Source organism: Nocardia sp. CA-129566, from assembly GCF_050956075.1.
GTDB lineage: Bacteria > Actinomycetota > Actinomycetes > Mycobacteriales > Mycobacteriaceae > Nocardia.
In genome coordinates, this window is sequence record NZ_CP192085.1 from 4768819 (window position 1) to 4791060 (window position 22242).

The window sequence follows — 22242 nt, forward strand, 5'->3', positions numbered from 1 at the left end:
GCCGCTGTCTCAGCCCTGGCGACGTAGAGCGATGGATGTGCTGGGATGGTCGTGCAGAAATTTTGGTACGACCATTCGCCAAGCGTCGATGATCAATTCGCGCATCTCGTATTCGTCGATCGCGGCCATCCAGCAGTCGACCCAGTTGTAGCGCTGATCCGATGGCCGTGGCAGCCGGAACTTCTCCGGTTCGGCGGCGATGAGCGTGGCGCGCTCGGCCTTGGGAAAGGCGAAGCCCATGACGGATTCGTCGCGGGAGAAGGCGATGTAGACGATCCGCCCGACGCGGAACTTGATGCGGTCCGCGACGACCGCCTCGTAGGAGCGAGGCAAGGTAAGCGCCAGTTCGCGCACATCCTCGACGGTGACCATACGCCGATGATGCCACCTGGCTCCGACACCGATGCCCCACCGAGCGGGCTGACCGAATAACGCCCGGTACTGACCTCGATCCCAGCCGCGCACAACAGCCAACGGTCGGCGCATGGCGAGAGCTACCGGTGATGCGTTGGTATGACTCGATTCTCGGCGTCGGGGCCCGGTTGTGCGCGGTGCGGTAGTTCGGCATTGACCGATCGTCCGAGCGCTTCGAGATCTGCGCGCAGCGGCTGGTACAGCGCGAACGACAGAGTGAAGGCAGCGGCCCCGCCCACGGTCAGACCGATGATCGAGCCGATGACCGACCGCAGATCGCTCGGATCCAGGAAGATCGTCCCGAGCGCCGCACCGAGGGGCGGGATCAATGCGGCGGCCAGCAACATTCGAGTCGCTTGACGCGCCAGTCGGCCGAGTTGTTCGGCGTCGGTGGCGGTAGTTCTGCCATAGAGCAGCAGAGCCGGGTAGTACCAGCGCACCACGTGGTAGTCGACAAGGAAGTACGGGTATACGGCTGCGATGGCCCCGCACAGCAGGTGGGTGGCGAAGATGTTGATCAGCATCCCGGCGGGCAGTTCGCTCACCATGAGCACTGTTGTACCGAGGACGATCAGCGCTAAGGCCCATCCCGCCAACATGATCAGCGCGGCGCGCTTGCCGCAGGCCAGGGTGTCCGATCGAGTTCTCGCCAGTTTTGCTGCGCTGTATCGTCTGCCTTTGCGCATTCCCCACGGCACGGTGATGACGCTGTGGGAGAGGTAGAGAATGAGTCCGGCGCAGAACAGGTGGAAGCTGACGCCGACGATCGTCACCATCCTGGCGAAGGTCGGCTTGCCCGTGGCGGGTAGGTGCGTGTTCAACAGCGTCACATTGTGTTCGTAGAGATAGAGCAGAGCCAGTACCTGCCCGATGATGAGGGCGGTCGTCACGACCGGCACCGGCCGCAGGGCAAGTCGCTGCCGCATACTGCCGCGTGGTGGGTCGACGAGATCTCGAGCCCGGGCGTCCAGGCACAGTGTCAGTTGTTGGGCGAGCTCGCCGCTGGAGGCCCATCGGTCCTCGGGCCGCGGTGCGAGGCAGGTCGACAGCACACGGCGCAACGTTTCGGGGCAGTCAGGGGGCAGGTCGGCGAGTGCGGTGTGCCCGATTCCTCCTCGCCGCAGGGCGAGCATGCGTTCGAGCGAAGGGGCCGAATCGCCGGCGTCGGTCTCGTCGTCGAATGGCCTTCGGCCGGTCAGCAGCTCCCACAGCATTACTCCGAGGGCATAGATGTCGCTGCGGGCGTCGAGATCCTCGGCCCGTCCCAGCAGATACGGATGGCATGCTTCCAACTGCTCGGGTGACATGTAGGCCAGCGACCCGCCGAAGTATGCGGCGGGACCGGCACCCGGAATGTGGTTGCTGAAGCTGATATTGAAATCCGCCAATTTCGGGACACCTTCGGCAGTCAGCAGTACATTCGCTGGCTTGATGTCTCGGTGCAGCACACCGCGCTGTGCGGCATAGTCGAGGGCCTCGGCGAGTCTGCGGCCGAGCCAGGCAATCGTTTCCGGCCACGACAGGGCGGCGATGGTGCGGCGAGCTTCGGACCCGGTAGGACGAATGCCCTTCTCGCCCAACACTTCGTCGACGACATCGAGCAGCAACCGGCCGCTGCGCCGACTCGGTGACACGTCGACGGCGCGCTGTAAAAGGCTCAGCAGGGTGCCGCCGGGGACGTACTCCATGTAGAGCAGTTTGAGGTCGCGATCTTCCAGCAGTCTTTGGTCGAAAACGCGAACGATATAGGGGTGGTCGAGCTGCGCCAGTGTCTGCGGCTCCATCCCGTGATTGTGGGAGATCTTCAGTGCCACCAGCCGTTCCATCGACAGTTGACGGGCAAGGAAGACACTTGCGAATGCGCCGCTCCCGAGCTCGAGCAGCAGGTCGAAATCGTCGATCCGGTCACCGATATCGAGACGTGTGAGCGCACCGTGCGCGCGTGGACTTGCGATCAGCGTGCTGCGGTAGCGGGTGTCGAGTCCAGACCGGGCTGTCTGCGCGTATGCCGCCGAATCAATCGCCACGCCCTTGCGTTGCAGACAGTGAAACTCTTCGTACACCAGGTCCGGTGGTAGCGGAATCGCCCGGAGTTCAGGAAATTCACTGGTGTAGTCGCCGAGCCGCTTGGGCTGTTCGTCACGCCGCCACCGATTGACCATATCGACCTTGATCAACTCGATGAGGCAGATCCTGCGGAACTCCGATATGGCAGGTCCGGGTAGGTACTCGGCGAGCTCGGGTGCCGAGTCCTGCTCATCCCATGCGCCGGCGAACCGTGCGACCACCGCCGCCAGTCCCGCTTGGGTGGCGATCGCCGGATCGCTGGGAACGGCTCGGTTACTGCTTCGCGTCAGGTGATGAGGGTTGTTCGCCATGGGATCCTCGTATGCCCGAGATGCGCCCCGCCGCGACCCCTCATTCGCGGGAGTCGAAGTTGGGTCACGGCGTGTCGAGCTTGCCTGCCTTCACGGCAACCCAGGCCAGGTTTTCGTGCACGATGTCACTGTGTGCGCCGAACGGTGGATTGCCGTTCATTACGGTGTCGGAGGCATCGATATTGATCAGCTCGCCCCCGGCGAACGGATAGTCGTCGCCTACGCCGCGTAGCTCTACCTGGGCCACATCGAATGCGCCGACTGCTCCCATCGCCGTCCACGGATTGTCACCGTGCGCGCCCGCGGCGTTGTCTCCCGCGACCTTCGACGCAAGGGGGTAGAAATTGCCCAATGCTCCGTCGTGGCTGGAAAAGCAGACCGAAACGGGCCCGTCCACCCGGCTGGATCGTCCGGCCAGACCGCCACGGCGGTTCCGATCGAACGGTAACGGATCCGCGAAGGCGAAGCTCGAGAACGCACCCTGCAGCAGCGTGACAGATTTCACCGGCGACGGGACCAGGCCGTCGGGCAGCCCGGTCAGGGCATACGACACGACCCGCGCGCCGAAGCTGTGCCCGATCAGATTGATGCGCAGACTCGGGAATTCCCGATTCAACTGTCCCAGAAGCGGTCCCAGGCCCTGCTCGCCGACGACACCGGCGCGGTTCTTCATCTGCCAGTACGTCAGCGTCCGAAGCGCCTCTTTGGCGCCGTGTAGCACCTTCCCGAGAAAGTCACCGATTCCGGCAGCGCCACCCTGCGCCGAATCGAGGTCGACGCCCGATCTCATCAGCTCCATCGCGAAGTTCCGGAACACCTTCGACGCATCGTTGTCCGGGCTGAGCATCGGGGGAAACCCGGTGTCCGCGCTGTCGTCCGGGCCTTCGCTGTCGGCATTTCCCGGGAACGTGGCGATGCTGAACTCGCGCATCTGTCCGAACAGCTCGTCGAAGGTGTCACTGTCCGGCTCTTCGGTTCCCAACAGTTCCGCAATCCGATCGAGCTGTTGCGCACCATCTGGAAAGGTCGCCTTCAACATCTGCAAGGTGTCGGCATCGAGCGCAGGTGATCCAGCGGGAACGGATTCCCGGCGGCCCGCCGCCGCGGCTCCGGTGGGCGCCGCGGCCGGCGTGAAATCCCCGATCGGTTCGTCGGTCCAGCGCTCCGACGGCCACACCACGCCCACGTAGCCGATCCGGCGCGTCGCGACGGTCGGCAATGTGTCCAGCTTTCCGAACCACCGCTGATACAGATCGACCGCCTTACTCCGGTCGTTGTTCCAGCCGTGTGAGAACACCATCAGGTCGGTGACCGCCCGCTCGCGCACGCCCGCGACGAGTTCGTCCGCGCCGACCCGATCGACATCGCCGTCCTTATCGAACGAAACGATCCACAGTGGCTTATCGCCAACAAATTCCGGCATTTCTATCACTCCTTGGTCGCCAGGTTCAGACGGATTGCAGGACTCGCATCAGGTCGAGGAGTCCGCCGCCTTCGAGATAGCGATCGCGCCCCAGCGGCGTCGCCGACTCTACAAAGATCTGCTTGACCGATTCGGGGTCGCCGATGAATTCGCGCCGGACCGACAGGAACGCGGCGATGGCACCCGACACATGCGGGGCGGCCATGCTGGTGCCGCTCTGCTCGATATACACGGCCGCGCCTTCCTCACCTCTGCCCAATGATCGAAAGGCGTCCGCACCGAGCTTGCCGGCGGCAGCGGACGTGATCCGTTCGCCCGGAGCCACCAGGTCCGGCTTCATCCGCCCGTCGCCGGTCGGCCCTCGCGACGAGAAGTAGGAGATGCCATAGGTATGCGGCGCATCGCGGTGCGTCGAACCGACCGTGACCGCTCGCTTGGCATTTCCCGGATCGTTGATCGTCATTCCGGTGCTGAATCGGTTGGGCGCGTTCTGGTCTTCGACGAAGAGGCTGACGTAGGCCGAGTTACCGGCCGCGACGACCACGATGACGCCACTGCGGACGAGCTTGTCGACCGCGATACACAGCGGACTGCTCCCACACGCGTACCACGCCGGATCGAATCCGTAGCCGAGGCTCAGGTTTACGCCGTGGATACGGAGTGCGCTATCGCTGGCCGCGTTGACCTTGCGCACATAGGACAGCGCTTGGATCACCCGCCCGACGCGTGCCGTTTCATTCCCCTTCGCGCCGAGCACCTTGAGACTCACCAGCCTTGCCCGCGGCGCGATCCCGCAAAGGCGCGCCGGCTCGGCGACCGTACGCCGGCGCAGCTCGGCGCCGTCGGCGGTGTTGTACCGATTCTCGGTGACGACAACCTTTTTCGCCCATCCGCTGAGTCCGCCCGCGATGATTCCGGCGACGTGGGTACCGTGCCCCTCCTCGTCCACGAGAGCACCGTCACGAACAGGAGGTCCGTCTCCCGGGCAGGTCCGATGCAGATCGCGCACGGATCGATCGCTGAGGGTCGCATTGGCGAGGAAATGCGGATGGCTCTGGTCTATGCCCGAATCCACCACGGCCCAGACGATTCCCTCGCCGTAGGCATTGAACGATCGTTGGGCGGCTTCGGCTTTGATCGTCACGAAGGACTGGTCGATCTGACCGTGGATTTCGAAATCCGGCCAGATGCGTTGCATGGCCCGGGCCAGCATGTCCGACGCCACGGCATCCGCTGACACGAGCCCCTCGATCTGGTCCTGGGTCAACCGGCCGGTCGCGTACTCGTCTGTGAGGCGGTACGGGGCACCGGCAGCCATGACAAGCTTCCAGAGCTCTTTGAGCCGGTTGAACGCGGCATTGAGGCCGCGGCCGTAGCCGGCGTTGAGCTCGACCATGACGGATATCGGACCGTCCGCCCCGGCTGGCATCGCGATACCCATCGCGGCCGTTCGGGCGTGCTCGGATCTGCGTGTCTCGAGATGGGCGCGCAACGGTGGCGCGATCACGCCCGCCACCGGCAGCCTGCCCGGCGAGCCGTTTGCTGGCGTCTGCGTCTGCGCCGGAACATAGGCCGCTGCGCGGAGGATCGCGGCGGGCGCCTGGCTCCGGCCGAGCACGGTGAGTTCGATCGCCCCCTGCGCGATGAACTCTTCGTCGCGCAGCTTGCTCACAGCGTCGGAAACCGCCAACCACCACATCGGCTCGCCGGCCATCGAATCGCGTTCGCCCGCCTCGAACTTGGCGGCGAACCGCGCGGCGACCATGGTCAGCAACCTCTTCTGGTTCACCGTCTTGCCCGGGGGCACGGTGTCGAGGACCGACAGCACCCTGTCTTTCCACACGTCGATGTCACCCATGGCTCCGGCTCCCGCACATCATGCTCGGATTGCGATCCGCACCATCAGCTTCAAGCAGCTATCGCTGCTGGTCACGGGTAGTTCACTACTCGATTTCGCGATGCGGCCCGCGCTGTGGGTGCGTGTTCATCGCGTGCAGGCGGGTCCGCGTTTCGGGGTCAGCGGTGCAGCGAGGTTTCGCGTTCCATATGCGACAGCTTCTGCGGGTTGCGCACCGAGTAGACGCCGCTGATGAGTCCGTCGTCGATGCGCACCGCCATCACGCTGTCGAGCTCCCCGTCGAGCCGGATGATCAGTGCCGGGTATCCATTGACCTGGGTCGGTTGCAGCGTCGCGGTGGCGCCGATCGTGTTCCAGTAGACGGCGAACAGTCGAGCCACCTGGTCGGCCCCGACGATGGGGCGCGGGAGGGCCTGTTTGATGCCGCCACCGTCGTTGAGCGCCACCACGTCGGGCGCGAGGATCGCCAGCAGGCTCTGGATATCGCCGGTTTCGACCGCTCGCTGGAATGCCGCGAGTGCGTCTCGGGTCTCGGCCGAGGAAACGACTCCGCGCGGTCTGCGGGCCGCGACATGTGCCCGTGCGCGGTGGGCGATCTGGCGGACCGTGACCGGGGATTTGTCGACGGCTTCGGCGATCTCGTCGTAGGCCAGGTCGAATACCTCACGCAGTACGAACACCGCGCGCTCGGTCGGGGTGAGTGTCTCGAGCACGAGCAGCATCGCCATCGAGACGCTGTCGGCCAGTTCGATGTCCTCGGCCACGTCGGGGGCGGTGAGCAGCGGCTCGGGCAGCCAGGGGCCGACGTAGGACTCCTTGCGCCGGTCCAGGGTGCGCAGTCGGCTCAGGGCCTGGCGGGTGGTGATGCGCACCAGGTAGGCGCGCTGATCCTGCACGGTCGGGAGGTCGACTCCGGCCCACCGCAGCCAGGTTTCCTGCAGCACGTCTTCGGCGTCGGCGGCCGAGCCGAGCATCTCGTAGGCGACGGTGAACAGCAGGTTGCGGTGCGCGAGGAACGCATCGGTGGCTGGGTCCGGTCGGTCGTGCGGCCACGGCTCGGCCGTATCGATCGTTCGCTCGCCGCCTTCGCTCATCGCCGACTCCTGCCTGTTGTCCGCTCTCGACTGTGCCACACACACCAGACGCCGGTCCCGCCCGCTTTGTGACATCTCTGATCGGTGACGGATGTCACGCTGCTGCGACGTCACATCGGCGCGGCCGTCGGCATCTTATGTTCGTCCAGTTACGCAGACAGGAGGCCGACATGCAGGTGTTGATAGTGGGCAGCGGCTACTCGGGCACGCTCGTGGCGAACCGGGTCGCCAAGAAGGTGAAGGATGCCGAGATCACGGTGATCAACCCGCGCCCGGACTTCGTGGAGCGGGTACGGCTGCACCAGCAGATCGCGGGAACATACTCGGCGGCCACGCCCCTGGCAGAGATGCTGCGGGAAGGCATCAGAACACGGGTCGGCACCGTCGACAAGATCGGCGACGGTGCCATCGCCCTCACCGACGGTGAGCGAATCGACTTCGACTACGCCTTCCTGGCCGTGGGCAGCACCGTTGTGCCGATGTCGGGAACGGTCCCGGTGGGCACGTGGGAAGGCGCGCAACAAGCTCGCGCGGCGCTGGCCGACCTGCCCGCGGGCGGCCAGGTCACCGTCATCGGGGGTGGTCCGACGGGCATCGAGACGGCGGCCGAAATAGCCGAGGCCAGACCGGATGTGCGGGTGCGGCTGGTCGGTTCCTCGGTGGGCGGCGGCCTTTCCGAAGGCACGTACGGGCGGGTTCGCTCCGGCTTGGAACGGCTCACAGTCGAGATCGTCGACGATGAGGTGGCCGAAATCAGTGCGGGCGCAGGGCAGTTCGACGGTGTCGTGCGGCTGCGGTCGGGTTCGGAGCTGGCCTCCGATCTGACCCTGTGGGCGATCGTGTCAGGTGTCCCCGACCTCGCGGCGCGCAGTGGTCTCGCCGTCGATGCGCGCGGTCGTGCCGTCGTCGATGAGTTCCTGCGCAGCGTCAGCGATGAGCGGATCTTCGCCGTCGGCGACTGCGCGGCCGTGCCCGGAGCGCGCTTCGCCTGCTATACCGCACTGCCGCAAGCCATTCACGCGGCCGACAATTTCGCTCGCCTGCGCAAAGGCCGCAAGCCCAAGCCGCACTCCTTCCCGTATTTCAGCCGTGGCTTTTCGCTGGGCAGGAAGGACGCGGTAGCCCAGTTCACCCACGCCGACGACACGGTCCGGCGCATCTACGTCGCCGGACGGCCCGCGGTCGCCCTCAAGGAAATGGTGACCCACAGCGCGTTCGCCAGCGCCCGCGCAGGCGTTTCCAGCTTCTGATGAACAGCACCACCGGAGGATCGAACATGCTCGAGATCGGCATCATCATCGGCAGTACCCGGCCCGGCCGCAACGGTGACCGGGTGGCCCAATGGGTACAGCAGCTGGCGGCCGAATACGCCGGCGACGCCACGAAGTTCGAACTCGTGGACCTGAAGGACCACCAGTTGCCACTGCTCGACGAGCCGATTCCGGCGGGCCGGGCGCCGGGCCAGCAGCCGCACACCCGGCGGTGGGCCGAGCGGATCGGCTCGTGCGACGCCTACATCTTCGTTACGCCCGAGTACAACACCGCTCCGCCCGCCTCACTCAGCAACGCTATCGACTACCTGCACCGTGAGTGGGCCGGCAAGCCGGTCGCCTACGTCGGTTACGGCATCTACGGCGCGGTCATGGCGGTGCAGAAGCTGCGTGCGCAGGCGGGCGTGCTGCGAATGGCGGATATCGGGCCGCAGGTGGCGCTGACGCTGGGTGAGGACTTCGTGAATTTCACGGATTTCCGGCCGCGGGAGCTCCACGTGGCGCAGGTGCACAGGCTGGTCGACGAGCTGCTGGCGTGGGCGCAAGCCCTCGGCCCGCTGCGTGTGCCTGCCCTGGCCGTGTCCCAGCAGGCGTAGTAACCAGAGAGGACAGTTGTCGTGCGTATCACGGTCTTCGGAGCCAATGGTCCCACCGGCCGCCTGCTCACCGGTCAGGCACTCACCGCCGGACATCAGGTCACCGCGGTTACCCGGCAGCCGGAAGCGTTTCCGCTGCACCATGATCACCTCGAGGTGGTCGGAGCCGATGTGTTCGATCCGGTGGCCGTCGACGCCGCGGTCGCGGAGCGGGATGCGGTGCTGTCGGCGCTCGGAGTGCCCGCCGGCAAGGAACCGATCAGCACCTATTCGCGTGGTGTGGCCAATATTGTCGCCGCCATGGAACGGCATCGGGTGCGTCGGCTCGCCGTCGTCAGCTCCGGCGCTGTCGACCCGCAGCCGTATTCCGATGGCGGGTTGCTGTTCAACCGCGTATTACTGCCGTATGTGACGGGTGTGGTGGGTAAAACGCTGTACGACGATATGCGGCGGATGGAAACATTGATCCGCGCCAGCGATCTGGACTGGACGATCGTGCGCCCGAGCGGGCTCTACCACCTGCCGTCGGTCACCGACTACACCGTCGTCGAGGGCCACGCCGACGGCAGGTTCACCGCTCGGGTGGACCTGGCCGCGAGCATGTTGACCATGCTGGACGATGACCGCTACGTCCGCGCCACCGTCGGCGTCATCACCACAGCCGACAACCCCACCTTGTTCCAGTGGATCCGTGGCGAAGCACTCGCCAAGAACTGAGTCGATCGGGTCGCACTCCTCATCGACGAAACGCAATGATGAAGCGGGCACCCGGTTTCGGGTGCCCGCTCCGCATCTCGCCTCGAGCAGTGTCGATCGCTACGCTGCCACGGCGGGTTCCAGCGTCCGTTCCGCCGGTGTCGGCCAGCAGCGGTGTTCGGCGTCGATGACGAACAGGTGGGTGTGCCGGTAGTGGCGTTCGTCGACGCGGGCGGCATCAGCCAGCCGGGCCGGGGCGATGGTGCCGACTTCATGTAGGTGAGTCAGCTCCTGCGGGTCGTGCCGTGGCCACATCCGCACTGCCACAGTGATTCCCGCGGCGGCGAGTACCGCCAGCGTTGTCCACGTGGTGGTGAAACCGGCGGCCGTGGTCAACCATCCCGTGACCGGATAGGTGATCAACCAGGCCAGATGCGACAGCGAGAACTGCGCCGCGAAGAGCGCCGGGCGGTCGGCGGGTTGCGAGGAGCGCCGCAGGACCTGCCCGGTCGGCGTCAGCACCGCCGCGGTGCCCGCACCGATGAGCGCCCACACCCCGATCGCGGCGCCCCATCGCCAGTCGCCGCTTTCGGTGGTCGACAGTGCGATGGCTGAGCCAAGTCCGGTGATCAGTGTGGCCGCACCCGCCAGCATCACCGGCCGGGCGCCGATCCGATCGAGGACCCGGGGCAGCGAGAGCGCGACGATCATGGTGCCGAACCCATTGGCGGCCAATAGCATCGCTACTCCGGACTGCGTGCCGCCGAGGGTGTCGCGTGCGTAGTTGACGGTATTGACCATGATCACCGATCCGGCCGCGGCGACAACGAGGTTCAATCCGAGCAGGCCGCGCAGCCGTGGCGTCGCGGCGAAGATGCGCATGCCCACCGTGATGCGTTCCCGGAATGAGCCCTGCGTGGCGGCGGTCGCGTTCGGGATGCGGGTGGTGATCACCAGGGCAGCCGAGATGACGAATCCGATTGCGGTGCCGACGAACAACCAGTGGAAGCTGATCACGGTCAGTGCGGCCGCGGCCAGCATCGGGCTCAGCAGGGTTTCCATGGTGGCGGCCAACTGCGCGGCCGACAGCGCTCTGGTGTATTCGCGTTCGTCGGGCAGGATATCCGGGATGATCGCCTGGTAGGTGGGCGTGAATGCGGCCGAGGCGGTTTGCAGCACCGCGATCAGCACGTAGATCTGCCCCACCTGGTCGATGAACGGCAAAGCCAGCACGATGGCGGCTCGGATGACGTTGAGCGCCACCAGGAAGATCCTGCGGGGCAATCGGTCGGCATAGGCGGCCACCACCGGCGCGACTGTCACGTAGACGAGCATCTTGATGGTCAGCGCGGTGCCGAGGACGACCGCCGCGTCCGCCCCGGCGAGTTCGTAGGCGAGCAGCCCGAGTGCGACGGTGGTGAGCCCGGTGCCGAACAGGGCCGACACCTGAGCGGTGAACAGTTTCAGATAGTCACGGTGGCTGAACAGTGTGGTGATCATGGGCATGGAGCGCATCGCAAACCCTTCCTGGGAAATGAGTCGGGTGGATCGCGGATATTGCGACAGCGGCACTCGCACATAACGGACTCCTCTCCGGGACAGGCAGCGATCGGGTGGAAGATCTACCCGCTCAACAGATTTCAGCGATCAGGCAGTGGTCGGCAGCGTGAAGGCGGCGGTACGGACGACATCGCCGTGCTTGAAATCCAGGAACAGACGGTAGGTTCCGGGGCCGGGCACGGCGGTATGGAACGTGATGTCCGGTCCGGGCGCGGTCACCCCGTCACCGGGTTCACCATTCGGGTGGACGTGGACGTAGGCCAGATCGCCAGCGCGCAGGATCACCAAATGACCGTAGGCGGCCAGGTAGGGCTGCAGGTCGGTGACCGGTTCGCCATTCTTGCGGACGGTGAGGGTGAGCAGTCGGCCCGCACCCGGAACCAGTTCGCCGTCGAGGGTCACCTCGTATCCGTCCACGATCGCGGTGCGCGTCGCCTCGGGGGTTGGGCGCGGTTCGTATGCGCCCGCGACGGCGAGGTCCGCGCCGAGAGTGATGGTCTTGCCGAGGGCTCGCGGGGCGATATCGGTGAAGACGCGGTAGGCGCCCGCCTCCGGGAGATGCAAGCGCACGGTCCAGGTCCCGTCGGCAGTGAGCTGGGGGTGCACGTGCCGGAACCCGGTCAGCTCGCGCTGGGCCACGATCAGATGGAGCTCGCGGTCGTGGATGGCGGTGTAGTCGGTGACCGGCTTGCCGTCGGGTCCGAGGATCCGGAACCGGAAGTCGATATCACCCGTCCCGATGATCGGGTCCGCGAGTTGCAATTGGTAGCCGTCCTGGGTGATCTGAAGTCCGCCCGGGAGTCCGCCGCCATGTCCGACATGGTCGTGGTGCCCGGCATGGTCAGCGTGGGCAGCCGGAGCCGCGTGCCCGGCGTGGGCGGTGTGGTTGTGGTTCCCGGCGTGATCGCCGTGCGCGCCGTGGTGATCGGCGTAAGTCTGGGTGGTCATCGTTTCGGCCTCTCGATCTTGTTCGTTCGACATCGAGAAAGTTATACCCCTAGGGGGTATAACTGCAAGGTCGACAGCTGTGATGCGTCGCACTGCAACTAAGTACGTACGGAGGTAGTAGGTTACGTGTTGCCCGACAGTCGCTATAGTTGGCTCACTGTGAACCTCATCGGGCGGTTGCGGCACGGTGGCTCCGTAGTAGCGGTGCTCATCGCGATGCTGCTCGTGGCGCCGATGGTCCACTGCGCTCACACGGACGACCACGAGCACTCCGATGTTCATGGCCAAATGGTGCCGGGAGACATTCTCACTGTCGCCCTCGGCGATTCCCCTCACGTGGTCATCGACGCTTCGCACGAATCCTGCGGCGTGCATCTCGCCCATTGCATCGTGAAATCGGTGCGGGCGGGCGAGGCCGAGAACTTCGCGGCGCTGCGCCTACTCGCCTTGATCGCGGTCGTGGCCATCGTTGCCGCAGCCATTCACTCGACGCTCGCCGGGGGTGTGCGCGGTCCGCCGGTATGCCCGCCCGTCGCTGCTGGTCGAGACATTCTCGAACGGTTCTGTATCGCCCGACGCTGATCGGTCAGCGCCAGGCCGACGTTGTATGTCGTCGGCCGGTGTTCGCTGCCGTGCAACGTCCGCACCGCCGCATGGCGGTCTCGATACAGGAAGCGACAGTCATGAACAAGATCGTGCTCGACTGGCCCGAGGTGCCTCCGGCACTGATTCCGGCGCCGGGCGCTGCCCGGCAGGCCCGCGCGCTGGTCGGCAACACCCCGGTACTGTGGGTCGGCGCCCCGCTCGCACCCGCCGGTCGGGGTTTCTGGGCCAAGCTCGAAGGATTCAATCCCGGCGGCATGAAGGACCGCCCCGCGCTGCACATGGTGCGGCGAGCCGAAGCGCGCGGCGAGCTCGAAGCCGGCGCGCGAATCATTGAATCATCCAGCGGCACACTGGGTTTGGGATTGGCGCTGGCCGGCATGGTGTACCACCATCCGGTCACGGTGGTGACCGATCCAGGCTTGGAGCCCATCGTCGCCCAGATGCTCGCCGCCTATGGTGCGCGCGTGGATCACGTCGCGCAGCCGCACCCGAACGGCGGTTGGCAACAAGCACGTCGGGATCGGGTCGCCGAATTGCTGGCCGAGGAATCCGGAGCATGGTGCCCGGACCAGTACAACAACCCCGACAATGTCGACGGCTACGAATCGTTGGCGCTCGAACTCGTGGAACAGCTCGGGACAGTGGACGTTCTGGTGTGCGCGGTGGGCACCGGCGGGCATTCGGCCGGGGTCGCGAGGGTGCTGCGGCGGTTCAACCCCGACTTGAAGCTCATCGGCGTGGACACCGTGGCCTCCACGATCTTCGGCCAACCGGCGGGACCACGGCTGATGCGGGGTCTCGGGTCGAGCATCTACCCGACAAATGTCGACTACGGCGCGTTCGACGAAATCCATTGGGTCGCACCGCCGGAGGCGGTGTGGGCATGCCGCACGCTGGCCGCGACACACTATGCCACCGGCGGCTGGAGCGTCGGCGCGGTGGCGCTGGTCGCGGGCTGGGCGGCGCGCACCCACGACGCCGATGCCCGGATCGCGGCCGTATTTCCCGATGGCCCGCAACGCTATTTCGACACCGTCTACAGCGACACCTACTGCGCCGAGCACGGACTGCTCGATGCCGCGCCGCCGATCGACCCCGACACCATCACGCATCCGGGCGAACGGGTAGTGACCGCCTGGACCCGTTGCGGCACAGTTGTCGACCCGCGCGAACGGGCTTCGGCTCGAGGGGCAGCCCGGTGACGGTATTCGGAAAGTTCCGCAGCTTCGACCTCCCGGCACGTTTGTTGATGGTCAACCAGTTCGGCATCAATCTCGGCTTCTACATGTTGATGCCGTATTTGGCCGGATATCTGGCGGGGCCGCTCGGCTTGGCGGCGTGGGCCGTCGGTCTGGTGCTGGGTGTGCGCAACTTCTCGCAGCAGGGCATGTTCCTGATCGGTGGCACGCTGGCCGACCGGCTCGGCTACAAACCGCTGATCGTGGCCGGATGTCTGCTGCGCACCGGCGGTTTCGCGCTACTGGTCTTCGCGACATCCCTGCCCGGTCTGCTGATCGCTTCGGCGGCAACAGGTTTCGCGGGCGCCCTGTTCAACCCGGCGGTGCGCGCCTACCTCGCGGCCGATACCGGGGAGCGGCGGGTGGAGGCATTCGCCGTGTTCAACATCTTCTATCAAGCGGGCATCCTGGCCGGACCACTGGTCGGACTCGCGCTGATGGCGGTCGATTTCCGGGTCACCGCGGGTACCGCCGCGCTCGCATTCGCGGCGCTGACGGTGGCGCAGTTGTGCGCGCTCCCGACCCGACCGGCGGAACTCGCCGAGGAGAAGTCATCGGTTCTCGACGACTGGCGGGCCGTGGTCGCGAACCGTCGGTTCCTCGCCTTCGCGGTCGCGATGATCGGCTCGTATGTGCTGTCGTTCCAGGTCTATCTGGCATTGCCGCTGCAGGCGGAGTTCATCGCGGGCGCGCGGGCACACCTCCTGGTATCGGCACTGTTCGTGGTGTCCGGGGTGGTAGCGGTCGCCGGTCAACTACGCGTCACCGCCTGGTTCCGTCAAAGGTGGGGGACAGGACGCAGCCTGGTCGTCGGGATGGGCATACTCGCCATGTCATTCCTGCCCCTGGTGATAATCCCGGAGCCCGGGCGCTTCGGCGTCGGCGCGGCCGTGGTGGCATTGCTGATATCCGCGGCATTGCTGGCGGTCGGCACCGCGGCGGTATTCCCGTTCGAGATGGACACCGTCGTATCCCTGGCCAACGGGAAGCGTGTGGCAACCCATTACGGGTTCTACAACACGGTGGTCGGCGTCGGCATTCTGGCAGGCAACTTGGCAACCGGCGCCGTAGTCGGCGCCGCCCGCGCCGCCGGAGTCGATTGGGCAGTGTGGTTGGGGCTCATCGTGATCGGCGCGCTCGCCGCGTTCGCATTGCACCGCCTCGACCGAGCCCAGCCCAGACACTCAGTTGCGATGAGCACCGCGTACTCGCGGCCATCCGGCGGACGTCATCTGCCCGAGCAGCCGGGAAAAGCGGCCCGAGTGCCGATCGGCCGAGCATCGGACGCCGAATATCCCCTGGACCGACACCAACGGGCCCGTCGCTGAGCGACTCCGCGACCGACGCCGACCGTGGCCGGAACATGTTGTCGGCCAAGTAGTCACACCGAGCGTGCCCGAGCCGGGGCCGCGGCTGCCCAGCAGTGCGATCTCGGCTCGGGCCACCGGAATCACTGCCGCACCGCGACGACGACGATCCTGCGGCAACAGCCGAAATCTCCCAGCACCTCGAACGGCAGCTGACCTACCGAACAGGGCTATTTCTTCGCCCGGGCCCGATCGGTTGCGAGCGGCCGAGTCGTCACGAACCGCGCGGGATGTCGTGACGCACGGCGCTTCAGCGTGGTGAGCGCCCCGATATGCGGTTCGGTCGAAGCCGAAGCCAGCGATCCGCTTGTCGTGCAGATATCCGTTCGCCGGACCTGACCCACTCGCCTTCCCGTCACGCGAATGGCTGGTGGCCACGGCCCTGATCTCCGTTCGAGTGCGCGAGGGCGGTTCCGCGAGTGCATCGTGGCCGAATGTATGGCTGTGCCGATGTCGGAGTCTCCTGGGCCGAGGCGGGTTGTGCCCAGCTACCTCGTTCGCCTCACGCGTACCCGAGTCACCGCCAGAAGCGCAGGTCAGCAGGTCTATTCGGAGGCGCCGACGCGATCTGGCGGGCACGAATCCGCGAAAAGACCTTCCCTTCACGACGTACCATCGATTAACGTATCGCTATATAGCGGCACATTAATTGACGGGATGATAACTGATGGAGATCGCGACAAAGTTCTGGACAGTGCGTCGAGTGGTGGTGGTGACTCTGATCAGCATCGCGCTGGTGACCCTGACGATCGCCTCACCCCACCTTTTCGCGGCCTCGGCCGGACCTCGGGATTCGCACGCCCCGGGGAACAGTCATGGCTACGGATCCGGAGCACGACCCAATAGCACCGACCACAGCCAGAACAACAGCGGTTACGGATCCGGAGTGCGCTCCAGGAGCGACAACCACGATCAGTACCGAGGCCGCAACGAAAACCCCTGCCAGTACACCCCGACGGGGACCTGCGGAGCGCGCTGAAAGCTAGGCGGCGACGCCTGACTGCCTCGGGATCAGATCGCCCAGTTATGAATCCAATTTGTATTAGATTCCGGCCGGGCCCGAGCGCATAGCGGTCGAGGGTCGCGCGGGAGCCCAACGCCCGCATTCCATATCGGTGATGAGGCTGGAGCCATGACGATTCCTGGACGAGATGGCGCGTGCCCCGGGCTCGAGTCACCCATGGTCATCGATCGTGTCGGCAGGTCTGTCGAACTGGCCGGTTCCGGACAGCACCGTTGTCAGCATCCGAACCAGTTCGGCCTGTCGATGCGTTCCGGTCTTTTCGAAGGCGCGTTGCAGGTGCGTGCGCACGGTGTTCACCGAGACCGCGAGTTCCTCCGCGATCGACCGCAGCCCTTCGCCGCGCAGCGCCGCCATCGCGACGCGCGCTTCGGCCCCGGTCAACCCGTACAGTTGCCGCAACGCCTTCGACCCGCCCGATAATTCCCGGTCCGGGTCGACAATGACGACGAGCGCCGCCGAGGTGCGCTCGTCGTGGCCGACCCTCGGATCCAGCCGCAACACCAGCAGTGCGTACGAACTGCCGCCGCCGAGCCGGGGAATGAGGGCGCGCCCTCCGACGGACGGCCCGCATTCGCGCAGCGCCGAATTGATGATGGCGCGCAGACTGACAGCGGATCGGCTGTCCAATGACTCGAGGTGTCCGCAGCGTCCCATGGCGAGGCCGTCTCGCGATTCCAGGATCGACAATGCCGACGGGTTCGCGTAACTGATTGCCCCGCAACTCGATACGATCACCAGCCCGTGCCGATGCAGATCGAGCACGGCGATGATTCGATCACGCTCGGTCCGGACATCTGTCAAGCAGGACTGAACGTTCAGTGCGTGCCGCAGGTGGGGGAGCAGCAGGCGCATTGTCGATATCGCCTGTGCTCGGTCGAAGTCGTGGCCCGGATCGGGGTACACCCCGATCCACGATGTCTTTGCGCCACTGGTGAGAAGCGCAAGCATTCCGTTTCCGAGCCGGTGCGGAGCCGTCCAGTCGCGGAAGAACGGATGCCTGCGCAGGTAATCCGACCCCAACAGTTCCTCGCATGTCGTGATGACACCGGCGGGTTCGTGCTCGAACGCACTCGCGATCGGATCGATACGCCAGAAACGAGCGTTGTAGCTGTGGCGCAAGTCGTCCGCCCCGAGCGAACACGCGGTCATCTGTCGGCTACTCGAGCCGGACACGACCAAGCCGCCGTGGTGCGCGCCCAGCGCCGTGACGATATCGTGCACCGCCTGCGACCAGTCACGGGGATGCAGCGCCGCGCGATTGATTCGCGCAACGATTGCGGAGAACCTCTCGATTGTCATCGCCATATGAAATGACCTGCAGCACAAGAGAAACGGCAATCATCCAGAGTTTGTCATACGTCTTGGGAAGGCACTTCACACGAGTAGTCCGACACTCGATTCTACTCACCCGAAGGTCATCGACGGGGCCTGTCGTTCTCATCCGTTCAGATGAGGAACCGCGTCACGAACCCTGCTCTACTCGGTAGGGCAACTGCTTCGCTACAGCCGGTCGGCTATGTCTTCATGGGGGGCATCGTGATCGAGGCGCGTGACAACCGGGACCTCATGGGGCCGACATGACCGTCGACCACCCCACCGAAGACCCCAACGGTGTCACCCCGCATCTGCATTTCAAGCGGCACAGGCACTCTGGGCACCCGCCGGATCGAACCGGCTCGACCCAGTGCCGCTGCCATGCACCCGCCGTCCTCGACCGATGGAGGTTCCCTCATGTCGACGGCAGTCGATTTCGCCGCACGTTTGATCGATCCCGCGGCCATCAAGGCAGCCGGTCATAGTGCTGTCCTCGTCTATGTATCACCGAGCAGACCGGGAGCCGATTTCGGCGCCAAGCCGGTGACCAAAGACTATGTCGATCGCCTGAAAGCCGTTGGCCTCGAAATTGTTTCGATATGGCAGTACGGAAAGCCCGGTGACGCCCAGGCGCCATCGGACTGGACCACGGGCTACCACGGCGGGCAGCGGATGGGCCGTCAGGCCAGGGAAATCCATTCCGCTGCCGGTGGATCCGACCGGTGCCCGATCTTCTTCGCGGTGGACGAGGACATCGGCCTGAACGACTGGAACGACGGGGCGGTCGACTTCTTCCGGGGTGTCAACGACTCGATCGGGCAGGAGTGGACCGGTATCTACGGCTCGTCGAAGGTGTGCGCCTGGGCCATCGAAGACGACGTGATCGGCCGGACTTCCGAGGGCCGGTACTGGGCCTGGCAGACGCGCGCATGGTCCGGAAACCGGCTCGATACCCCCGAAGCCGTCCTCTATCAGCGCGTGATCGATACCCCCACCAATCCGGGCCCGCTCATCGACGCAAGCTCGGTCGATGTCAACGACATCTTGGCTGCCGACTTCGGGCAGTGGTCCATCAATCGCACTGCGACGCAAGGAGAACACATCGTGAACGCTCCCGCATACACCGAACTCGACCGGATGGGAAACTCCCGCTCGGACCGCTGGGGCGCTCGAATCACCAACTTCCTGCTGCACACCCAGGAAGGCAATGGCACGGCCGAATCGCTGGCGGAGTATCTCAACAACCCGGCCAACGGCGTCTCGTATCACTACACGCTGAAGGACGGGATCGTCTGCGATGTCGTCGATACCGATTACGCGTCGTGGTCGGTCCTGGATGCCAACAGCCAGACGATCAATCTGTGTTTCGCGGGCAGCCGGGCGTCCTGGTCGAGGGAAGAATGGCTGGCCATCGAAGACGACCTGCGGATAGCGGCGTGGCTGGCCGTTCAGGACGCGAAGAAATATGGCTTCGCCACCGATGTCATCGCCCCGCCGTATACGCGCAGGGACGGCATCTCCGACCACAAATACGTGACCGAGTGCCTCGGGATCGGCACGCATACCGACGTTGGCTGGAACTTCCCCTGGGGCGTCTTCGAAAGCCACGTCCGAGAGTTCACCGGTGGCGCGCCCGCCGATGGCGAAATCGGTGCGAAGGCGGCCGAATCGCCCTGGCTGGGTTCGCGGCTGGGCCCCGAGGGCGAATTGAAGACGGCCGACGGTGTGGGCCGATTCGTCCAGTTCGAGCACGGGTACATCTATTGGCATCCGTCCACCGGTGCGCATCCGATCCCGGAATCGCTGTTCGGGAAATACGCGGAAACAGGTTGGGAAGCGGGACCTTTGGGCTATCCGGTCACCGATCACACCGTGCTGCGCGACCCGAACGGCGAAGCATGGGGCGACGTGCAGGGCTTCCAGAACGGGGCTCTCTATCTGCGCTACGGTCGGCCGGTGTACTGGGTGCACGGCGAAATCCGGGAGCGATGGAACCGAAGCGGATTCGAGAACGGGCTCCTCGGTTGGCCGACATCCGACGAAATCCCTTTCGACACCGGGACCTACCAGGAGTTCGAAAACGGCCGGATCTACTGGACACCGAAACCTACACTCGCCCTCCGGACGACCGGCGGAAGCGATGAGCCATTGCTCGATACTCCCTGAGCCTGAGTCACGGTAGGGGCGCAACAATCGGGACCGTTCCGGGATCAGAGCGAGACCGGTTTCTGTTCGATTCATATGGCTATCAGCGTTGGTTCGACCCTCTAAAGACCGAGAGCCGGTACGGTCCCTGGTATGAGCAGGGCGGTTGTGGAGCTGTCCCATCCGATCGCGGATGGCATGCTCACCTATCCAGGCTTGCCCGGACCGCGAGTCACCACCGATGTTTCGCGTGAGCAGTCGCCGCTGATCGATATGACCTACGACATCGCGCGGGTGGATATGGTCGGCAACACCGGGACCCATATCGACGCGCCCTTCCAATTCCACGCCGATGGGGCCGATATTGCCGAGCTGCCGCTGGAACGGCTGTTCAACGTGCCGATCGTGATGATCCGCGCAGCGAAAATCCGTGCGGTGGGACCGGATGTGCTCGGCGACCCGGCGCGGCTGTGGGGCAAGGCGGTGCTCGTGCACACCGGATGGTCGGCCCGGTGGGGTTCGTCCGCATACTGGGGTCCCGAGCATCCGTTCCTGGTCGGCGAGGTCGCCGATGCGCTGGTCGCGGCCAATGTGGCGCTGGTGGGAATCGACTCGCTCGACATCGACGATATGACCCTGCCGACCCGACCGTGCCACCACACTCTGCTCGGTGCGGGAATCCCGATCATCGAACATATGACGAACCTGGACGCGGTTCCCGATATCGGCGCCAGGCTGGTCGCACTACCGGCGCCAGTGCGCGCGATGGGCTCGTTTCCGCTGCGCGCTGTCGCCTGGATCGATTAGGACGGCACGCGCAGCAGGAGATAAGCGGCGGTCCCCGAGCCGATGACGGCGCCGCCGTAGCAGACCGCGATGATCAATGTACTGAACTGTTCGAGCCGCAAGCCGTGCTCCAGCGTGTACCGGAAGCGGTGCGCCCAATGGAACAGCGCCAGCACACAGAGTCCGAAAAGCACCAGCCGGGTAACCGGATGACGCAACACTGCGAGCAGGTGCGCATGGTCCGGCGCGGGAATCCAGTCCAACGGGAAGGCGAGGCCGAACAGGAACAGCAGCACCGGTACGAGCAGCGCGGCGGCCATCCCGCCGATGCCGAACAGCAGCCACACCAACGGTTCCAGGGACATCTTGTTCGTCTTCATCTTGTTGGTGGTCATCACAGCACCACCAACAACACGATCGCCGTCAGCAGACCCCACAGCAGGTAATGCAGCCCAACGATCACGCCCGGCGCAACGCGCCGGTTGCCTACCCGCACCACTATCGCTTTGGGCGCGAGATCGAACCAGGTGACCGTGTGCAGCAGTACGAACAGCAGGGCGATGGTGTTCAGCGCGACCACCCACCCACTTGCGCTCCAGCTCAGAAACCGCTGGTACTCCTCGTTTCCGGAACTGACCGCATGGATCAGAAGCAGGAGAAATACCACGAACCAGGCGACGAACACGCTGCTGAGTTCGCGCAGAACGAAGATCAGGTACGAGCGACGTCGCGCCCACCAGAACGTGTCGACCGGCTTTCGGTACAACCGGGGTGTCGTGGTCATCGTGCCCGCCAAGGCATGAGGAAATCTCGCAGCGATTGCGTGGCCGCGGTCAGCTTGTAGCGTTGGATCGCGCCCGCCGGGTCGACCCCCTTGGGGCAGGCGGTGGTGCACTCGCCGACGAAGGTGCACGACCACACGCCCTCGGCGGAGGCCAGCACGTCGCGCCGGTCTGTGGCTCCCTCATCGCGCGAGTCGAGGTTGTAGCGTTGGGCCAGCGCGATCGCCGCCGGACCGATGAACTCGGGCTCGAGCGCGAAGACCGGGCATGCCGAGTAGCAGAGCATGCAATTGATGCACATGCTGTATTTCTGGTAATCGTCCATCTCGGACGGTGTTTGCAGGTACTCGCCCTCATCGAGCGGCCGATGTTCGTTCCTGATCAGCCATGGCTTGACCGCGGTCAGCTTGTGCATGAAGTCGCTGATCTCGATGACGAGATCCCGGATCACCGGGAAGTTGCGCAACGGCTCGACCCGCACCGGGCCCGGCGCGTAGTCGGTCAGGAAAGTGGCGCAGCTCAGTTGTGGATCGCCATTGACGGTCATGCCGCAGCTGCCGCAGATGCCCATCCGGCACGACCACCGGTACGACACCGTTCCGTCGAGGTAGTCCTTGATGTAGTTGAGGCCGTCGAGCACCGTCCATTCCTTGCGCAGCGGAACCTCATACGGCTGGAGTACCGGTTCGTCATCTCGGTCCGGTCGGTAGCGCGCGACCTGCAGGGTTATCCGGTCCACCAC

At 65.2% G+C, this 22242-nt stretch carries 19 protein-coding genes; 8 read left to right on the forward strand and 11 right to left on the reverse strand.

The annotated features are described in order from the left end of the window. Positions 1-9 precede the first annotated feature (9 nt). From ACQP0C_RS20635 to ACQP0C_RS20655, 5 genes are all read right to left on the reverse strand, one after another. Positions 10-372, reverse strand: coding sequence for an MmcQ/YjbR family DNA-binding protein (locus ACQP0C_RS20635; protein ID WP_433722128.1), 363 nt, complete (start codon positions 370-372; stop codon positions 10-12). 122 nt (positions 373-494) lie between these two features. Beyond that, entirely contained in the window at positions 495-2792 is a 2298-nt protein-coding gene (locus tag ACQP0C_RS20640) for a serine/threonine-protein kinase (protein WP_433722130.1), read from the reverse strand. A 64-nt stretch (positions 2793-2856) separates the two neighbouring features. Beyond that, on the reverse strand, positions 2857-4215 hold the full coding sequence (locus ACQP0C_RS20645) for a serine-threonine protein kinase (RefSeq protein ID WP_433722132.1): 1359 nt from the start codon (positions 4213-4215) through the stop codon (positions 2857-2859). 25 nt (positions 4216-4240) lie between these two features. Continuing rightward, positions 4241-6073, reverse strand: coding sequence for a S8 family peptidase (locus ACQP0C_RS20650; RefSeq protein ID WP_433722134.1), 1833 nt, complete (start codon positions 6071-6073; stop codon positions 4241-4243). Positions 6074-6231: 158 nt separating this feature from the next. Next, on the reverse strand, positions 6232-7167 hold the full coding sequence (locus tag ACQP0C_RS20655; RefSeq protein ID WP_433722136.1) for an RNA polymerase sigma-70 factor: 936 nt from the start codon (positions 7165-7167) through the stop codon (positions 6232-6234). A gap of 170 nt (positions 7168-7337) precedes the next feature. Here ACQP0C_RS20655 and ACQP0C_RS20660 point away from each other — a divergent pair, with 170 nt between their 5' ends. The 3 genes from ACQP0C_RS20660 to ACQP0C_RS20670 are packed head-to-tail and all read left to right on the forward strand — an operon-like array spanning position 7338 to position 9751. After that, positions 7338-8417, forward strand: coding sequence for an NAD(P)/FAD-dependent oxidoreductase (locus ACQP0C_RS20660; protein ID WP_433722138.1), 1080 nt, complete (start codon positions 7338-7340; stop codon positions 8415-8417). A gap of 26 nt (positions 8418-8443) precedes the next feature. Continuing rightward, positions 8444-9034 (forward strand): NADPH-dependent FMN reductase, encoded by a 591-nt coding sequence (locus ACQP0C_RS20665; protein ID WP_433722140.1) that lies wholly within the window; start codon positions 8444-8446, stop codon positions 9032-9034. 21 nt (positions 9035-9055) lie between these two features. Next, positions 9056-9751: an NAD(P)-dependent oxidoreductase gene (locus ACQP0C_RS20670; RefSeq protein ID WP_433722142.1), complete on the forward strand. Its 696-nt coding sequence runs from the start codon at positions 9056-9058 to the stop codon at positions 9749-9751. Between the two features lie 99 nt (positions 9752-9850). Here ACQP0C_RS20670 and ACQP0C_RS20675 read toward each other — a convergent pair whose 3' ends face one another. Next, complete coding sequence (locus ACQP0C_RS20675; RefSeq protein WP_433734605.1) at positions 9851-11230, reverse strand: MFS transporter; 1380 nt, start codon at positions 11228-11230, stop codon at positions 9851-9853. Between the two features lie 147 nt (positions 11231-11377). Then, positions 11378-12271 (reverse strand): hypothetical protein, encoded by an 894-nt coding sequence (locus ACQP0C_RS20680; RefSeq protein WP_433722144.1) that lies wholly within the window; start codon positions 12269-12271, stop codon positions 11378-11380. A gap of 126 nt (positions 12272-12397) precedes the next feature. Here ACQP0C_RS20680 and ACQP0C_RS20685 point away from each other — a divergent pair, with 126 nt between their 5' ends. The 3 genes from ACQP0C_RS20685 (at position 12398) to ACQP0C_RS20695 (ending at position 15410) form a co-directional block, all read left to right on the forward strand. Next, positions 12398-12820 (forward strand): hypothetical protein, encoded by a 423-nt coding sequence (locus ACQP0C_RS20685; RefSeq protein ID WP_433722146.1) that lies wholly within the window; start codon positions 12398-12400, stop codon positions 12818-12820. A 101-nt stretch (positions 12821-12921) separates the two neighbouring features. Then, on the forward strand, positions 12922-14046 hold the full coding sequence (locus ACQP0C_RS20690; protein ID WP_433722148.1) for a PLP-dependent cysteine synthase family protein: 1125 nt from the start codon (positions 12922-12924) through the stop codon (positions 14044-14046). Continuing rightward, positions 14043-15410, forward strand: coding sequence for an MFS transporter (locus ACQP0C_RS20695; protein ID WP_433722150.1), 1368 nt, complete (start codon positions 14043-14045; stop codon positions 15408-15410). The genes ACQP0C_RS20690 and ACQP0C_RS20695 overlap by 4 nt, the downstream gene beginning before the upstream one ends. Before the next feature lie 1213 nt (positions 15411-16623). Here ACQP0C_RS20695 and ACQP0C_RS20700 read toward each other — a convergent pair. After that, positions 16624-17772 (reverse strand): helix-turn-helix transcriptional regulator, encoded by a 1149-nt coding sequence (locus tag ACQP0C_RS20700; protein ID WP_433722152.1) that lies wholly within the window; start codon positions 17770-17772, stop codon positions 16624-16626. Between the two features lie 432 nt (positions 17773-18204). Here ACQP0C_RS20700 and ACQP0C_RS20705 point away from each other — a divergent pair, with 432 nt between their 5' ends. Further along, positions 18205-19953, forward strand: coding sequence for a glycoside hydrolase domain-containing protein (locus ACQP0C_RS20705; protein WP_433722154.1), 1749 nt, complete (start codon positions 18205-18207; stop codon positions 19951-19953). Positions 19954-20085: 132 nt separating this feature from the next. After that, a complete protein-coding gene (locus ACQP0C_RS20710; RefSeq protein ID WP_433722156.1) occupies positions 20086-20739 on the forward strand; it encodes a cyclase family protein in 654 nt (217 codons plus the stop codon). Here the strand turns inward: ACQP0C_RS20710 and frdD are convergent. Genes frdD through ACQP0C_RS20725 form a run of 3 tightly spaced genes read right to left on the reverse strand, consistent with a single transcriptional unit; the run spans position 20736 to position 22242 of the window. Continuing rightward, on the reverse strand, positions 20736-21113 hold the full coding sequence (gene frdD, locus ACQP0C_RS20715) for a fumarate reductase subunit FrdD (RefSeq protein ID WP_433722158.1): 378 nt from the start codon (positions 21111-21113) through the stop codon (positions 20736-20738). The two genes, ACQP0C_RS20710 and frdD, sit on opposite strands and share 4 nt — an antisense overlap. Continuing rightward, entirely contained in the window at positions 21113-21502 is a 390-nt protein-coding gene (locus ACQP0C_RS20720; RefSeq protein ID WP_433722160.1) for a fumarate reductase subunit C, read from the reverse strand. The genes frdD and ACQP0C_RS20720 overlap by 1 nt, the downstream gene beginning before the upstream one ends. Next, positions 21499-22242: a succinate dehydrogenase/fumarate reductase iron-sulfur subunit gene (locus ACQP0C_RS20725; RefSeq protein ID WP_433722162.1), complete on the reverse strand. Its 744-nt coding sequence runs from the start codon at positions 22240-22242 to the stop codon at positions 21499-21501. The genes ACQP0C_RS20720 and ACQP0C_RS20725 overlap by 4 nt, the downstream gene beginning before the upstream one ends.

What these genes read in the sequence shown, in the direction of transcription:
- ACQP0C_RS20635 (WP_433722128.1), bottom strand. Translation starts at nt 372, where the DNA reads ATGGTCACCGTCGAGGATGTGCGCGAACTGGCGCTTACCTTGCCTCGC.
- ACQP0C_RS20640 (WP_433722130.1), bottom strand. Translation starts at nt 2,792, where the DNA reads ATGGCGAACAACCCTCATCACCTGACGCGAAGCAGTAACCGAGCCGTT.
- ACQP0C_RS20645 (WP_433722132.1), bottom strand. Translation starts at nt 4,215, where the DNA reads ATGCCGGAATTTGTTGGCGATAAGCCACTGTGGATCGTTTCGTTCGAT.
- ACQP0C_RS20650 (WP_433722134.1), bottom strand. Translation starts at nt 6,073, where the DNA reads ATGGGTGACATCGACGTGTGGAAAGACAGGGTGCTGTCGGTCCTCGAC.
- ACQP0C_RS20655 (WP_433722136.1), bottom strand. Translation starts at nt 7,167, where the DNA reads ATGAGCGAAGGCGGCGAGCGAACGATCGATACGGCCGAGCCGTGGCCG.
- ACQP0C_RS20660 (WP_433722138.1), top strand. Translation starts at nt 7,338, where the DNA reads ATGCAGGTGTTGATAGTGGGCAGCGGCTACTCGGGCACGCTCGTGGCG.
- ACQP0C_RS20665 (WP_433722140.1), top strand. Translation starts at nt 8,444, where the DNA reads ATGCTCGAGATCGGCATCATCATCGGCAGTACCCGGCCCGGCCGCAAC.
- ACQP0C_RS20675 (WP_433734605.1), bottom strand. Translation starts at nt 11,230, where the DNA reads ATGATCACCACACTGTTCAGCCACCGTGACTATCTGAAACTGTTCACC.
- ACQP0C_RS20680 (WP_433722144.1), bottom strand. Translation starts at nt 12,271, where the DNA reads ATGTCGAACGAACAAGATCGAGAGGCCGAAACGATGACCACCCAGACT.
- ACQP0C_RS20690 (WP_433722148.1), top strand. Translation starts at nt 12,922, where the DNA reads ATGAACAAGATCGTGCTCGACTGGCCCGAGGTGCCTCCGGCACTGATT.
- ACQP0C_RS20700 (WP_433722152.1), bottom strand. Translation starts at nt 17,772, where the DNA reads ATGACAATCGAGAGGTTCTCCGCAATCGTTGCGCGAATCAATCGCGCG.
- ACQP0C_RS20705 (WP_433722154.1), top strand. Translation starts at nt 18,205, where the DNA reads ATGTCGACGGCAGTCGATTTCGCCGCACGTTTGATCGATCCCGCGGCC.
- ACQP0C_RS20710 (WP_433722156.1), top strand. Translation starts at nt 20,086, where the DNA reads ATGAGCAGGGCGGTTGTGGAGCTGTCCCATCCGATCGCGGATGGCATG.
- frdD (WP_433722158.1), bottom strand. Translation starts at nt 21,113, where the DNA reads ATGACCACCAACAAGATGAAGACGAACAAGATGTCCCTGGAACCGTTG.
- ACQP0C_RS20720 (WP_433722160.1), bottom strand. Translation starts at nt 21,502, where the DNA reads ATGACCACGACACCCCGGTTGTACCGAAAGCCGGTCGACACGTTCTGG.